At 55.7% G+C, this 13,871-nt stretch carries 14 protein-coding genes and 1 other RNA gene; 10 read left to right on the top strand and 5 right to left on the bottom strand.

The window, feature by feature from the left end; genetic code table 11:
* Window positions 1-45 precede the first annotated feature (45 nt).
* From HDF14_RS23875 to HDF14_RS23855, 5 genes are all read left to right on the top strand, one after another.
* Complete coding sequence (locus HDF14_RS23875; protein ID WP_183981271.1) at window positions 46-336, top strand: 4a-hydroxytetrahydrobiopterin dehydratase; 291 nt, start codon at window positions 46-48, stop codon at window positions 334-336.
* 887 nt (window positions 337-1,223) lie between these two features.
* On the top strand, window positions 1,224-1,661 hold the full coding sequence (locus HDF14_RS23870) for a CYCXC family (seleno)protein (RefSeq protein WP_260698546.1): 438 nt from the start codon (window positions 1,224-1,226) through the stop codon (window positions 1,659-1,661).
* Window positions 1,662-1,711: 50 nt separating this feature from the next.
* Window positions 1,712-2,131: an EamA family transporter gene (locus tag HDF14_RS23865; RefSeq protein WP_183981270.1), complete on the top strand. Its 420-nt coding sequence runs from the start codon at window positions 1,712-1,714 to the stop codon at window positions 2,129-2,131.
* Between the two features lie 80 nt (window positions 2,132-2,211).
* Window positions 2,212-2,565, top strand: a transfer-messenger RNA (tmRNA) gene (ssrA, locus tag HDF14_RS23860).
* Between the two features lie 103 nt (window positions 2,566-2,668).
* A complete protein-coding gene (locus HDF14_RS23855) occupies window positions 2,669-3,868 on the top strand; it encodes a tyrosine-type recombinase/integrase (protein ID WP_183981269.1) in 1,200 nt (399 codons plus the stop codon).
* Between the two features lie 282 nt (window positions 3,869-4,150).
* Here HDF14_RS23855 and HDF14_RS23850 read toward each other — a convergent pair whose 3' ends face one another.
* The 3 genes from HDF14_RS23850 to HDF14_RS23840 form a co-directional block, all read right to left on the bottom strand.
* Complete coding sequence (locus tag HDF14_RS23850; protein WP_183981268.1) at window positions 4,151-5,332, bottom strand: hypothetical protein; 1,182 nt, start codon at window positions 5,330-5,332, stop codon at window positions 4,151-4,153.
* Between the two features lie 150 nt (window positions 5,333-5,482).
* A complete protein-coding gene (locus HDF14_RS27765; protein ID WP_183981267.1) occupies window positions 5,483-5,701 on the bottom strand; it encodes an SOS response-associated peptidase family protein in 219 nt (72 codons plus the stop codon).
* Window positions 5,702-5,731: 30 nt separating this feature from the next.
* A complete protein-coding gene (locus tag HDF14_RS23840; protein ID WP_183981266.1) occupies window positions 5,732-6,268 on the bottom strand; it encodes a hypothetical protein in 537 nt (178 codons plus the stop codon).
* Window positions 6,269-6,632: 364 nt separating this feature from the next.
* Between HDF14_RS23840 and HDF14_RS23835 the strand changes: the two genes are divergently transcribed.
* Window positions 6,633-8,195 carry a Fic family protein gene (locus HDF14_RS23835; protein ID WP_183981265.1) on the top strand — a complete coding sequence of 521 codons (1,563 nt, stop codon included), beginning with the start codon at window positions 6,633-6,635 and terminating at the stop codon, window positions 8,193-8,195.
* A 2-nt stretch (window positions 8,196-8,197) separates the two neighbouring features.
* On the opposite strand, the gene HDF14_RS23830 is transcribed toward HDF14_RS23835, so the two are convergent.
* On the bottom strand, window positions 8,198-8,500 hold the full coding sequence (locus HDF14_RS23830; RefSeq protein WP_183981264.1) for a single-stranded DNA-binding protein: 303 nt from the start codon (window positions 8,498-8,500) through the stop codon (window positions 8,198-8,200).
* A 180-nt stretch (window positions 8,501-8,680) separates the two neighbouring features.
* Window positions 8,681-8,923, bottom strand: coding sequence for a hypothetical protein (locus HDF14_RS23825; protein ID WP_406707265.1), 243 nt, complete (start codon window positions 8,921-8,923; stop codon window positions 8,681-8,683).
* Between the two features lie 491 nt (window positions 8,924-9,414).
* Between HDF14_RS23825 and HDF14_RS23820 the strand changes: the two genes are divergently transcribed.
* The 4 genes from HDF14_RS23820 (at window position 9,415) to HDF14_RS23810 (ending at window position 13,805) form a co-directional block, all read left to right on the top strand.
* Window positions 9,415-12,093, top strand: a complete 2,679-nt coding sequence (locus HDF14_RS23820) for a protein kinase domain-containing protein (protein ID WP_183981263.1) — start codon at window positions 9,415-9,417, stop codon at window positions 12,091-12,093.
* A gap of 333 nt (window positions 12,094-12,426) precedes the next feature.
* Window positions 12,427-12,615: a helix-turn-helix domain-containing protein gene (locus HDF14_RS26965; RefSeq protein WP_260698545.1), complete on the top strand. Its 189-nt coding sequence runs from the start codon at window positions 12,427-12,429 to the stop codon at window positions 12,613-12,615.
* Window positions 12,616-12,730: 115 nt separating this feature from the next.
* Window positions 12,731-13,390: a LysR substrate-binding domain-containing protein gene (locus tag HDF14_RS23815; RefSeq protein WP_313899678.1), complete on the top strand. Its 660-nt coding sequence runs from the start codon at window positions 12,731-12,733 to the stop codon at window positions 13,388-13,390.
* Between the two features lie 46 nt (window positions 13,391-13,436).
* Window positions 13,437-13,805 carry a lipocalin-like domain-containing protein gene (locus tag HDF14_RS23810; protein ID WP_260698544.1) on the top strand — a complete coding sequence of 123 codons (369 nt, stop codon included), beginning with the start codon at window positions 13,437-13,439 and terminating at the stop codon, window positions 13,803-13,805.
* Window positions 13,806-13,871: the final 66 nt, after the last annotated feature.

The raw sequence follows: 13,871 nt of genomic DNA, 5'->3' as shown, positions 1-13,871 counted from the left end.
AGAACAAACAAAGGCAGCTAGCATCGCAGGGCGAGGTGTCTCTCAATGAAGAAAGCAATGGATGCGGACGAGATCAAGGACGTTCTGAAAGCCAACCCTGAGTGGAATCTCAAAGACGGCAAGCTCATTCGCAAATGGAGTTTCAAGGACTTCATTCAGGCGATGGCCTTCGTGAACCGCGTGGCTACACTTGCTGAGGCTGCCGGCCATCACCCCGATATCGACATTCGCTACAACCACGTAGTTCTCGGCCTGGTCTCGCACGATGCCGGTGGAATCACCCAGCGCGACGCCTCAATGGCCAACAAACTCAGCAAAGAGTTCCCCACGGCATAGCTTTTTATTCAGTGCACAAGCCGCAGAGTACCCCCGAATTGCCGAAAATTAGTCGCCAAACCGTGAAAAACTGTAATTTCATAGGAACTCTCCAACGTATTTTTTTTTGCGTAGAAAATAAGTGAAAAGACGAGGTATTTTTTCAAATCATTGAATAAATTGAGCTTATTTCGATTTATGAAATCCCGCACCCATGGAAAGTGTGTTCCAGATCACCAAATTTCTATGATTGAACATATTTCTCTTTCTTTTCCTCCATATTGTGGTATCTTCAATTCAACGAAGCGCGAACGTTCCGCTCGTGAGATTTTTCAGCCCGCACCATGGCTGACACAAGTTGCGTCACTGGCCTCCCGGCACGATCAAAACACCGTTCGTGCCGCATTTTTTTGCTTTCAACTCCCCTCTAAAATTCAATTTCCACAACTGCGTTGCTCTTGAGGCGATGCACCTCCCGCTATCGCCCAGCAACGACTTCGATCGAAACGGGAAGCCCGGTCGATACGGAGCCTGAGGGACTGCCATTTTCTGTCAAGCCCCACCGCACCACAAGCCACTGAAGAACAACGAGATAGCTCTGGCACATGAGTTATGGTCGAATCCTTATAATTAACTCTAGTGCTCCCGGTTTCTTTGTTTGAGGGTGAACTCGCGACAAGCGGTTCCGTAAACCATTTAGATGGAATATTTTAGCCGTAAGCTATTTAGATTGAATATTTTACAGGCATATATCCCGTGTAAGCTTAAGAAAATAAACGAGTTGCTCCCAAAATAACCCCCCCCGGGGGGAGGGGTACCCATTACAACCCAACTGCCAGAAGTAGAGATTTTACTGATGAAAAGAGCTCTGGATACGCTACAGAAAGAGACTGATCTAGAATACGGAAATGAAGCGAATCCTCGGATGCATCGCGTTAGGTCTGGTCACCATGGTGGCCTCCGCCCAGTGGTCGAACCCCTCGGAAGACATTCCAGCCTACAACGCATCTGCTCCGACAAAGCCCCTTCCTCCGGTGCTTAGCGGGAACCAACTAACCGGAGTCTACTTCTCGCATCCCTATCAGGTAACCGCCTACAAGATGGCCGCGGCCATCCCTGCCGTACTGCATCAGCAGCCTTGCTACTGCCACTGCGACCGAGAGATGCGCCACAACAGCCTGCATAGCTGCTTCGAAGGCACCCACGGCGCCGCCTGCTCCACCTGCATGAGAGAGGCAGTTTACGCTTATCAACAAACGAAAAAGGGACAGACTCCAGCACAGATTCGCGCCGGTATCGAACGCGGGGAGTGGCAGGAAGTCGACCTTGCAAATGCAACCATGTAGCTCCGCTGCATCTTAGCGGAAAAGTTTTAGCAGCCGAGTATGCTTGCACTATGACTTGGGTCTTCTGGGCCGTTCTATCGGCTGTCTTCGCTGCGGCAACCGCATTGCTGGCTAAAGTTGGCGTTGCGGGAATCGACTCGAACCTCGCGACCGCGATCCGAACCACAGTGATCTTGATCTTCACCTGGGCGATCGCGATCGCCTTCGAGAAGCATCACGCCCTCGCGCAGATCGGTCGGCGCAGCTGGATCTTTCTCGTGCTCTCGGGCATCTGCACAGGCCTGTCGTGGCTCTGCTACTTCCGCGCTCTGCAAATAGGACCCGCTTCGAGTGTCGCGCCGGTCGACAAGCTCAGTGTGGTGCTGGTCATCCTCGGCGCGTGGCTGTTCCTCGGCGAACACCTCACTCCGCTGAAGATCGGTGGTGCCTCGCTCATCACCGTCGGCGCCGTAATCCTGGCCTTCGCGTGATGCGGTGTCTAACAAGGTAAGAGTTATAATCGACGTAGTTCTTTGTAGCGCCCAATGCAATGTTGGTGCCAGCTCCAGATGGGGGCGTCACGGCTTCGACGGGATTGCTTGTGGCAGAGAGGCATGCCGGGGTGTGGACACCCGTAATCGCTCACAAAACTATAAGTGCCGAACCTCAGTTCGCTCTTGCTGCTTAATTAATTAAGTAGCCGATCGCTCAAGCTTCGCCTACGGGCCTGTACCGATCGTCGCACAGTAGGCTGGTCTTCCCTGCTCCGTCTGAGCGGGTCGGACGAGATCAATCAGACTGGTCGTCGTCGCATCTTCGTCCGTTCTAAGCGACGATGACGAGACAAAGATGAACTGGAAAAAGCATGAAAGCTCTCTGTTGGAAGTTTTTTCGGACGTGGGTTCGACTCCCACCGCCTCCACCACTTCTAAAGTGTTTATTCTAAAGCCACCTTCGGGGTGGCTTTTACTTTTGTGTCAAAAACGTGTCTACTGTGTCTCATTGGAGCATTCAGAGAGCAGGACTCAATGACCACTACGCCGACCATCACGATTTTTGTCCGGCATTCGAAGGGCTGCAAGTATGCAGGGGATGAGTTCGCCAAGCGATGCGATTGCAGAAAGTGGCTTCGCTGGACGGCGACCGGCGAACCCCGCCAACGGCGTCCGGCAAATACCCGGTCGTGGGCAGAAGCTGAACACGTCAAGCGGGACATTGAAGACCAACTGACCGGTAGAACGGTAGTGCCGGACACGCCGGGGGTCAAGAACATGCGAGCGGCCGTCGAGGTCTTCATCGCTGACAAGAAAGTCGAGAACCTCTCCGCGGACCTCATACGCAAGTATGAGCGGGAGCTCGGACGCTTGGCGTCGTTCTGCGAGGGTCGTGGCGTATATACCCTTGCGGGAATCAACCGCGAACTCATCACCCGGTTCTGTTCGGATTGGAAAGACCTGTACCCGTCGAGTCTCACCCGGAACAAGCTGGCAGAACGTTACAAGTCTTTTCTAAAGTTCTGCCGTGTCGCGGGATGGCTGGTTGAGGTTCCCGTATGGCCGAAGATGAAGGCTGAAGAGGTTCCCACGCTCCCTCTGACTGCCGACGAATATGAACGCCTACTTGATGCCGTTTATGTCGTCGTCAAGGCACCGCAGAATCACGTTGTGGAAAATCAAAGCCAAGAGTATTGGATCAAGCGGGTACGCGGTCTGTTCCTCCTCATGAGGTCGAGCGGTCTGTCGATCCAAGATGCTCTCACACTTCCCCGCTCTGCCCTCATTCACGATGCAACTGGTCACCGCGTTGTGACCCAGCGCACCAAGACCGGAACCGATGTCAGCGTTCTACTTCCACCAAACATAGCGGCTGAACTGCTTGCGGTGCCGAACGACAACAACCGCTTCTTCTTCTGGAGTGGGCTCGGCTCGCCCAAGTCGATCAGTGGCAATTGGGGCAAACGTTTTGTTGCCCCCTGCTTCGATGAGGCCAAAATCACGGGCGGCTACATGAAGGCACACCGACTCCGCGATACCTTCGCCTGTGAGCTTCTCAAGGCCGGTGTGTCCCTGGAGCATGTGAGCAAGCTGCTAGGACACACTTCAATACGCACGACCGAGAAAAGCTATGCCGCATGGGTGCCTTCAAGGCAAGAGGTCCTAGACAACGCGGTTATCTCAGCCTGGGCGGCCCCCGCCCCAAAACGTCTGGGTAGAAAGCGAGCTGCATAGACAGGCAAACAGCTACAAATTGACGCACTAAGTTGAGGTGCTAGCGCCGCAAGGCATAGAGGTTCAAGTCCCCTCCTCCGCACCAATCCTTAGATTCAAGAACTTACGAGAAGGTCAGCCCTCACCGGCTGGCCTTCTTTCTCGTCACTGTAACCATTTTTGTAACCACTGCGAGAGAAGTGCTCTGCCTGCTGTTTCTCTGTGAGGGTTCATCGGGATGACTGAATCAAGGGCTACGCACGTTCGCGCGAAAGCGCTGCCTGCCACTTCCGGCTTGGGAACCTAACCGTGGAATTTCGGCGGACCACCGCGCGCTGCGTCTTGTTCGTCGATTAACTCCATCGCCTCAAGAAGGCCTCGCTTAACATCCGCAGGAAGATCCTCGAATTCGCCTGTTGGCCCACTCGACGAACCGCTGCCTCTGGGCGAAATAAGGTGTTTCTCGTGCAGCCGCGCGATGACTGAATCTTCTGACGTGAATCTATCTGTGTAGTAGCCGACCCTCTCTCCGGCCTCTCTCGCCGCCATCGTCTCCTTTCGTGCAAGCACATGACACTTCAGATCGGCCTTGAGCTCGTCTCCCCAGACGAACGATGCTTGTGTTGTCGTGGCTGGCCATAGGTCCCGCTGCAGCTTGTCATGAGAAACAAAGACCATCCCGAAGGGTGCGTAGAACAGATACTGAAGATCGAACACGTTGGTAGGCCGCTGTGTGACGAACTTGAGTGCGGTGCAGCAACAAAGCGCCATGCAAAGCCGGGTCACTGAAACCGAGAATGGCGCCCAAGGCTTGATTCTCGGCAACAAGCCTGCGATCGCCAACGTCCTACCCAATTCGCGGATCGCGGTGGGCGCCTCGGTGAAGTGGTAAACCATGTTCAGAAGGTTGCCCTGCTCTGATGGTCTGCTTATGACATCGTTAATCCCTGAGATCACGTCAGCGGTGTTCTTCACTTCGGGCAGATATCTCGCGCAGAACTCCGTCCACGACTCGCTGATCTCTCCAAGGTTGATCTCGGCTGATTGATTGCGCCAACTAGCAGCCAGGTACTTATCCGTCTCGCTGAAATTACCTGCCGCCCAAGCACCCCACATCTCCCGATCTTGCCGGGAGTCGTAGATGATGCCGCGACCGTCCCTGCGGGCCATCACATTCGGAGCCGTAGGGTCCACAACAACAGATCCAGCCATCGGGAATTGGATCGCTTGGCTCAGTTCCCCAAGAGCGAGCATGCGCCAGTGCGCCTGCATAACTCCATGGTTGCTCACCATCTTCCGCGCGAGCGCCTTTACCATCTCCTCCGGTATGCGCCCAGGCTTAGGCTCTGGGTGAGCTAGGTCCGCGAGGATTTCTGACACAAGGACCGGTGTCACAAAGATCTCGAATTGGAGGTCGAGCTCGTCGACTTCATCTGGCGACAGCATCTGCAGAAACGATTTGTCGAATGTCAGGATCGGCCCCATCAAAAGTTCCTCCCTTGCACCTTTATCGCGCCTCCAGCGCGACAGCTTCGATAAATCTCTTTATCAACTCGACTTTTCAATCCAGAGATGAAAGCTTCGCGCGTCAACTGCGCTCGGTCTGCGCTCGCGCATTGATGGTGGAAATCCCCTTCAAATCTTGTCGGACTTTGCACAGAACGGAACCAATCCCCACCGAGCCAAGATTAGTCGCGTGCGCCGGTGTTCTTGCTCTGCCTGATGATGTGTTGGTTGCTGTGGAGGAACAATGTAATCTGCGTCCGACATCGGCAGATCGGACGGGTTAGGTTCTGCTTCGAACCACTCCGCGATTCTCTTCCTGTCAGCCTTCCTCACATACCGTCCGCACATATTCCGTTCTCTCCAAGTATTACGAAACGTTCACGCGCTGGCGCTTGGTATCGTATTCGATTGAGGGCACCATGTTTCGTCATTCCAAGGCATATCGCGCACGCTTAGTACCTCTACTGTGTGGCCCGCCGCCCTCAGCTTGCTGCTAAACGATTCGAGATGAGCTGCTCCGCAGATAGCGATAATGCGCGTGAGATCACATGCACTCGTAATGCTTTCAATCACCAACTGCCAATGACGCTCACGCGGTTCATCAATTCGATAAAGCCAAGGTTCTCCCGCCGAACGCGCGGGAATATAGCGTGCCCTAACGTCTTCAGGGATATCCATGTAGACCCAAGGAACCTCAGTGTCCATAAACCGCTCGGATACCGCACTCTCAGGTAGGTTCATTTCATCAAAGATCAATTCTGGCTGGGAGTCGCTAACGCAAACTCGCACCCATGCACCAAACAATCCGCGCTGCTCTCCCAGAGTTTTCACTTGATCTGGTGAGAAGCACTTCGCATCGCGTTCAGAGGCGTGCTGATACTGGTGTATAGCACCAAGCAAAAGGACATTGAGCATTGACATTTTCTCCTATGCAGTTGGCTTTGGAACCTCGCGTGGTTGGTCGACTATCGCGCCTACCTGCCTGTCATTTGCATTGCCTAGAATCCAACCATACCCGGTAGACGGCTCTGGAGAAAAGCTGGACCAGACTGGCTCTGTTTTTAGCAAACCATTGGCACCCTTGAGTCGAAAGACCACACTTGTATCGTTGTAACCAGCTCGTCCCAGTAGGAGCTCAGTGCAATCAATACGCACAGGAACGAGTGGGCCAGGCATCACGAGTTGCGGTCGGAAGACTGCAAGTCTCGACACAATAAGATAAAAAGCGTACAACATGAAAAGATAATTTACGTACAGCCGAAAAAGCTAAGGAAGCGACATGGCCACCCCGTCAGAAAAACTCGCACAATCTCTGGAGGCTCTTGCCAAACTCCAGACGGCGGACGGAGCCATAGCGATCCGTGCGAGGGACATATCCCGAACGCACAGAGAACGGCTGCTCGCTCAGGGCTTTCTCCAGCAGGTTTTGAAGGGCTGGCTCATCCCGAGCCGCCCAGACGAGGCGAAGGGTGAAAGCACGGCTTGGTATGCCTCCTACTGGCAATTCTGCGCGGTCTACCTCAGAGAGCGTTTCGGAACGCAATGGTGTCTCTCGCCCGAACAATCCCTGTCGCTTCACGCGGGTAGCTGGACTGTACCTCGCCAACTGATGGTGAGGGCACCCAAAGCTCGCAATGCCGTAACCAAACTCCCGCATGGCACTTCCCTACTGGATCTTCGCTCCGCCCTGCCGGCAGCTGCTGATCGGCAGGTTGTGGACGGCCTACAAGTCTTTTCACCAGAGTCCGGTCTCATCGAATGCTCGGCAAATTTCTTCACCCACAATTCGACGGACGTGCGGGCTGTCCTGCTGATGGTCCGTGATGCCTCCGGGCTACTGGCCCGACTGCTGGCGGGAGGACACACCATCATTGCGGGGCGTCTGGCCGGAGCTTTCCGTAACATCGGGCGCGATCGCATCGCGGACGACATTGTGAAGACGATGACTGCTGCCAGTTACGCTGTTCGTGAAAACGATCCATTCAGCGATAGGCCGAACCTCGTCCTCCGTACCCGTGAAACATCCCCGTATGTAAACCGAATACGACTGCTTTGGCAGAAAATGCGGGAGCCGATTATCGAGCGATTCCCCAAAGCGCCGGGGACCCCGCGCAATATCGCGGACTACTTGAAGCGGGTTAACGAGACCTATGTCACTGACGCTTACCATTCGCTGTCTATCGAAGGCTACCGCGTCACGGCAGACTTGATTGAGCGAGTTCGCGCTGGCTCATGGAACCCTGAGACGAATGAAGGCGACCGCGAGCAGCGGAACGCGATGGCGGCGCGTGGATACTGGCTGGCATTCCAGTCCGTGCAGCAAGGCGTTGGACAGGTTCTGCGAGGCGATAACCCCGGCCAAGTCGCGGACGACGAACATGGAGCATGGTATCGGGAACTCTTCGCGCCGAGCGTCGCATCCGGCATCTTGAAGCCCGTTGACCTTGCCGGGTATAGGAGCAGCCAGGTCTACATTCGTAAGTCCATGCACGTTCCTCTCAACCGCGCTGCCGTGAGGGACGCTATGCCAGCGTTTTTTGATCTTCTTCGGGAAGAGACTCACCCGGCAGTGCGCGTCGTGCTGGGTCATTTCGTCTTCGTCTACATTCATCCCTACATGGACGGAAACGGTCGCATTGGGCGTTTCCTGATGAACGTGATGCTGGCTTCGGGCGGATACCCATGGACAGTCATACCCGTTGGGGAGCGGAACTCCTACATGGCTGCTCTCGAACGGGCGAGTGTCGGAGAAGACATACTTCCCTTCACCGACTTCATAGCGTCGCTGGTGCGCAAGGCCCTAGCGGGAGAGCCCCCTCCCCCCGTGCCAAAGTCCACCTAGCACTATCCCCGTGCAACCGGACGAACCGGTCGCACGAAGGTTGCTGTGAGTAGTGGGAGAGTGGCGATATTGTCTGGCTGAGATTGCGCCTGGACGACCAACTTGATGCGGGTACCGGTCTGGAGCTGTTTGGCGAAGTGGCCCTGCTTGCCGAAGGCGACGACGTTGTAGTGAAAAGCCTGAAGGTTGCTGTCGCAGATGATGGCGACTCCGAAGGCGGTGTATTTGCGGCCGGTCTTGGACGTGCGGCTGGTGGCTGAGTTGCTGATGGTTCCGAAGAAGGTAATGGTCTGTTGGGTCTGCATGGTGTTTCTCCTTTTGCCCGGTCAATCGGGACACATCCCAAAGGGCGCAAAGGTGCGCTGCTCCCAAGTCGCGGCATAGCCGCGTTGCCAAGGGCAGAAGTTTTTGGAAAGGGACCTATCGTGTCAGCCTTGCGAAGCGAGGCATACACCTTCCGGTCATCGTGCGGTATCTGCGCAATGTCAACCTTCTTGCCGTAAATGCTGAGGAATGAGATTGGTACAGTCCTTGAGGACTGCCATCATGCCAAGGCCAAGCAAATCGACCTTTATGAGCCCCATGTCGCTGACATCCTCTTTATCCCACTGAATAACATTGCGGCCCGGCATACTCGCCGGTTCAATCGGGACGACTGAAGCGAGCTGGCCTTGCGCGATAATCATCCCGCCTGAATGCTGCCCCAAGTGGCGCGGCAAGTCGAGCATTCGAATGGACAGCTCAAGATACTTGGCTATCGAATTACGTCCTCCGGACGGGCCGTCGGTGTATGGCAGCGAGGCGGTTCTCGCGCACTTAGTAGAGGGAACTGCTCAGATTCACTCGATCGAGATATCCGACCGTCACCTTTGCGGATCAAACGAAAAGGTGTCTCTCACTGCGAACTATAGAACCACGTTTTCCCTTGCGGGGACCCCGCTCCCAGGCAGGCTGCGGGAAGCCACAGATGGGAGTTGCGAAAGCAAACTGGTCGATGGCTAGTCTTTCTCGTGAGTTGGTCGTCGTCGGCCACGACCGATCAACCTGAGCGCAAGACACCCTCTCCACATGGTCCAGCCTCAACCGAGTGACATAGTCACATTGGAGGCCACTCGCTATGAGCAAGAAAGCCAGAATACGTTTCACCGGGACACGCAGCAACACCAAAAGGCCTTCGCATCTCATCTGGACCTGAGAATATAATCCACATTCGCAGATTATGGCCTTGACTTCCGGCACCAGACTCGGTCCGTACGAAATCCTCGCACCGGTCGGTGCTGGTGGAATGGGTGAGGTCTATCGCGCACGGGACACGCGCCTTGGACGGGACGTCGCCGTCAAAGTTCTTTCAACTCTCCTTTCTTCCGATCCTGATCTGAAACTACGCTTCGAGCGCGAAGCGCGAGCCGTCTCTTTGCTCACACATCCCAATATTTGCTGCCTGTACGACATCGGCTCTCAGGATGGGACCGATTTCATCGTCATGGAATATTTGGAGGGTGAAACCCTCGCTGTTCGATTGAGTGCTGGTCCTCTCCCCTTGCCGCTGTCCCTGAAGATAGGCGTGGAGATCGCCGATGCTCTCGACAAAGCTCACCGCGAGGGCATCATCCATCGTGATTTGAAGCCTGGCAACATCATGCTCACCAAATCTGGCGCAAAGCTGATGGACTTCGGCCTGGCCAAGCCTTTCACCTCAACGTTAGGTGGCGTCACTCCAGCCCCGATCCCCTCACAGGATCCGCCGAAGATGGGCGCGTCCGCTCTGACCTTGCCCTACGCCCCCTCCACTGAGCACGGCACAATCGTGGGAACGCTCCTCTATATGGCTCCGGAGTCGATTCAGGGCCGACCAGCAGATTTCCGAAGTGACATCTTCAGCTTTGGCTGCGTGCTGTACGAGATGATATCGGGCAGGCGAGCTTTTAACGGCGAATCAAGACTCAGCATTGTGGCTGCCATTCTGGAAAAAGACCCGCCGCCCATGGCCAGCTTGCAGCCTCTCACTCCGGTTGCGCTCGAACATGTGGTCCTTAGTTGTCTGATGAAAGACCCTGAGGAGCGCTGGCAAAGCGCGCGAGATTTATCGAGAGAGCTGAAGTGGATCTCCGCAGGAGTGGGCCTCACAAGAGCGCCTGAATCCACGCCGCGTCATCGGGGAAAATTGGGGGAAAGACTTGCGTGGGCGGTGGCGGCTCTATGTATCGCCCTGTTGACCTGGCTCGGAGTCGCCTATTGGCGCAGCATACAGTCGGTGGAGACTCGGCATCTTCACCTTTCCTTACTTCCGCCGCTCTCTACCTCGTTCGTCCCCTACAATTTCGCTATCTCGCCCGACGGCCGGCGACTCGCGTTCGTGGCTGCCGCACAGGATGGTGGAACCACTTTGTGGATCCGTTCCCTGGCTGCTGGGGCTGCGCAGCAATTGACTGGAACGGAAGGTGCGTTGTACCCCTTCTGGTCACCAGATAGTCGTCAGGTCGGCTTCTTCCAGGCGTCCAAACTGAAGAGCGTTGATCCGAGCAGCGGCGCCGTCCAGATCCTATGCGACGCACCCGGTGGGGCAGGCGGGGCATGGAACAATCGGGGCGCCATTATCTTCGCTGGATCTACGTCCAGCGGCTCCATCTCCGGAATTTCGAAGGTATCAGCCTCGGGTGGTGAACCGCAGCTGGTCATCAAGGGTAGCGAGTCGAACGCCTCTATATTTTGGCCGTCCGCTCTTCCTGATGGAGACCACTTTCTATATTTCATTATCGGGAGCTCTAACTCCCGACGGAATCAGGGAATCTATGTCGGTTCTCTTAGTTCGCAGGAACCCAAATTGATCTCTTCCGAGATCGTCGGTAACACTCAGTTCGCGTCCTCCCGTCTCTACTACGTCCGTGACCGCAGCCTCATGGCGCAGCCGTTCGATGTCAAACGGCTGCAGACTACGGGTCCGCCGCAAGCTGTCTCGCGACAGGAACTGGAAGTTGCACCGGTCTTTGCCCACGCGGGATTCTCCATCTCGGACGACGGTGTGGTGGTCTTCCAGTCGGCAACCGAAAGCGTTTCCAGGCTCTCCTGGTTTGACCGTTCCGGAAAAGGACTGGAAGAACTACCCAGAACCGGCTATCGCGATCCTGCTCTCTCCCGCAATGATTCTCTGCTCGCAATCTCGTCTGACGATGATCACAACGGCAAGCACTACATCCATATTTACGATATCGCCAGGGGTACAAGCACCCGCGTCTCAGATGGAGGGACAGAAGTATTTCCGGTTCTCTCGCCTGACGGCAAAAGGGTGGCATATGCAGGAAATGATGGAAGGACTTCTCAGTACATCGACGTTGCGGCTACCGATGGTTCGGGCAAACTGGAGCGACTCGCAGCATCCGATTTTCTGATTCCCAACGACTGGTCGGCGGGTGGGCGTTTTCTCGTCTTCATGAATATTCAGAACGGTGCGTCGGAGCTGGACATTCTTGACCTCAGTAACCATTCGCAGACAGCCTACGCACCGGGTACGGAAGCACAGTTTTCTCCCGATGGGAAATGGATCGCCTTCTCCGGACAAAAGGCGATCTCGGGAGAGGATGCTGAAGTGTATGTAGGCCGTTTCCCTGGCCCAGGCAGGCGCATCCAAATATCCAATCATGGCGGCGCACAAGCGCGCTGGAGTGCGGATGGAAAAGAACTTTTTTATATGACCAACGACAAAAAGCTGATGGCGGTAGCGATGGACATGTCGCATGGCGAGCCGGTGGCGGGCGTACCCCACGTCCTTTTCCAGACGCGAATTAGCGCAGCACGTACCGTACTATTCCAATATGCCGTCTCCCGCGACGGCAAGCGCTTCCTGATCAACTCGACGCCGTCCACAGGAGCCGCTCCGCTGACGGTACTGATGAAGTGACTTCGAATCCTTGTCCATCGCTTTCGCTTTTGAACGGGCCACGGTTGGCGATTTCGCGAGCTTCGAATCTGGCCTTGTACAGGCTCGGCTCCCTGTTCTCACCAATTGACACAGTTTCCGGATTGCCCGTCAGCCGGGAGGAACTGTCAGCCGGAACTGCGAATCGCTCCTGCTATGGTTCGCGATCGTCGCAAAACCACAGATGCCCGCATGGGCTAGCTTCCGAAGGCGGAGATCACTGGCCTCTGCGGGCGCTCTTGCAAAGAAGGTTGGAGTTGATAGGAACAGACGAGGGGATGGCCTAGTTCTGTTCATCTACACTGTACCTATTTCATGCCAACGCTCACGAATGTCGACCTGGATACCCTTCGCACCTTCTCCGTTGCCCACGATCTGGGTGGCCTGGCGCAGGCTGCGGAGCGCCTTGGCCGTACGCCTTCAGCGATCAGTCTGCAGATGAAGCGGCTGCAGGATGAACTCGGCACGCCTCTGTTTCGCAAACGTGGACGCGGCCTCGCATGACGGAAGCCGGGGAAGTTGCCCTCAGCTACGCCCGCCGCATTCTGGCACTCAATGATGAATTCGTTGAGACCATGCAGGTGCTAACGTCGCGGGGCATATTCGCGTCGGCTGTACGGTGGACTTCGCCTCGATCCTGCCTTCTGTTCTTTCCCACTTCGCATCGCTCTACCCGCAAATGCAGGTCGAACTCCGTATTGAGGGTAACGCGGCTTTGGCCGAGGCGATTGAAAGGTCGCAGATTGACCTCGCCGTTGTCATTGGTCACGAAGAACGTGCCGCGGCGCGGACGGTTGGGGAACTCGATGTCGTCTGGATTGCTTCCTCCAGCTTCACGCCATCGCCAGGTCAACCCTTACCGCTCGCCGCTCTTGGCCCGCAGTGCATCTTCCGCAGGCGTGCGATACAGCATCTCGAAGGCGCGAACATACCTTACCGTATCGCCGCCAACAGTCCCAGCCTTGACGGTCTTTGGGCTGCACTGCTTGGTGGCCTCGGCATCACGTCACGCACCGCGCTCAACCTTCCTGAAAGTCTCGTATCCTCAAGGTCGCTCCACAATCTTCCTGCGCTGGGACGCCTGTCCGTCACACTAGATCGTCATTCGAACTCGAGTGGCGTTGCCACGGATCGCATGGCATCGCTTCTCACGGGGGCGCTTGGAGCAGTACTGCGATTGCAGACCAAGGCCAAGGCTCGTCGCAACGTTGGCAATTCCATCGGTGGTCAGCTTGCCGGAGGGAAGATCAAACATAAGCTTTCCTCACCTGTGTGTTGAGAACAATCAAATTGTACGCCGGGTATTGCGTTGATAGATTGGCCGCATGATCAGACGCTTGTTGTTTCTCGTCATGCTTCTATTGGCCTCTCTTTTCGCGCACGCGCAAACGCCATCGATCGTCGGGACATGGGCCCTCGCCGGAGCGGACAAGATCCTTCCCGATGGGACACGCGTCTCCGACTTCGCGGCCAACCCGCACGGGCTTATCATCTTCACCGCCGACGGCCATTATGCGGTTGAGATCTATCGCGCGGACCGCTTGAAGTTTTCCACTGGAGACAAACTGAAAGGAACTGCCGAAGAGTACAAGGATGCTTCACTCGGGATGAGCGTCCACTTTGGCCGTTATCCCGTCGATCCTGCTATGGGCACCATCAGCTTCCATATCGATCGAGCTTCCTTTCCCAACTAGGACGACACGACGCAGGTACGCCCCTATGAAATGACAGGCGATGAACTCAGGTGGAAGGTTCCCGCT

This window comes from Tunturiibacter gelidiferens, assembly GCF_014201335.1.
Classification (GTDB): Bacteria; Acidobacteriota; Terriglobia; order Terriglobales; family Acidobacteriaceae; genus Edaphobacter; species Edaphobacter lichenicola_E.
Note: the sequence above shows the minus strand (reverse complement) of the source record. Positions and strands in the feature narration are given on the sequence as shown.

Bases quoted from the DNA above. Each gene is read 5' to 3' on its own strand.
- HDF14_RS23855 (WP_183981269.1), top strand. From the start codon at position 2,669: ATGACCACTACGCCGACCATCACGATTTTTGTCCGGCATTCGAAGGGC.
- HDF14_RS26965 (WP_260698545.1), top strand. From the start codon at position 12,427: ATGCCAACGCTCACGAATGTCGACCTGGATACCCTTCGCACCTTCTCC.
- HDF14_RS23830 (WP_183981264.1), bottom strand. From the start codon at position 8,500: ATGCAGACCCAACAGACCATTACCTTCTTCGGAACCATCAGCAACTCA.
- HDF14_RS23850 (WP_183981268.1), bottom strand. From the start codon at position 5,332: ATGGGGCCGATCCTGACATTCGACAAATCGTTTCTGCAGATGCTGTCG.
- HDF14_RS23835 (WP_183981265.1), top strand. From the start codon at position 6,633: ATGGCCACCCCGTCAGAAAAACTCGCACAATCTCTGGAGGCTCTTGCC.
- HDF14_RS23870 (WP_260698546.1), top strand. From the start codon at position 1,224: ATGAAGCGAATCCTCGGATGCATCGCGTTAGGTCTGGTCACCATGGTG.
- HDF14_RS23820 (WP_183981263.1), top strand. From the start codon at position 9,415: ATGGCCTTGACTTCCGGCACCAGACTCGGTCCGTACGAAATCCTCGCA.
- HDF14_RS23810 (WP_260698544.1), top strand. From the start codon at position 13,437: ATGATCAGACGCTTGTTGTTTCTCGTCATGCTTCTATTGGCCTCTCTT.
- HDF14_RS23825 (WP_406707265.1), bottom strand. From the start codon at position 8,923: ATGCTCGACTTGCCGCGCCACTTGGGGCAGCATTCAGGCGGGATGATT.
- HDF14_RS23865 (WP_183981270.1), top strand. From the start codon at position 1,712: ATGACTTGGGTCTTCTGGGCCGTTCTATCGGCTGTCTTCGCTGCGGCA.
- HDF14_RS23840 (WP_183981266.1), bottom strand. From the start codon at position 6,268: ATGCTCAATGTCCTTTTGCTTGGTGCTATACACCAGTATCAGCACGCC.
- HDF14_RS23875 (WP_183981271.1), top strand. From the start codon at position 46: ATGAAGAAAGCAATGGATGCGGACGAGATCAAGGACGTTCTGAAAGCC.
- HDF14_RS27765 (WP_183981267.1), bottom strand. From the start codon at position 5,701: ATGTGCGGACGGTATGTGAGGAAGGCTGACAGGAAGAGAATCGCGGAG.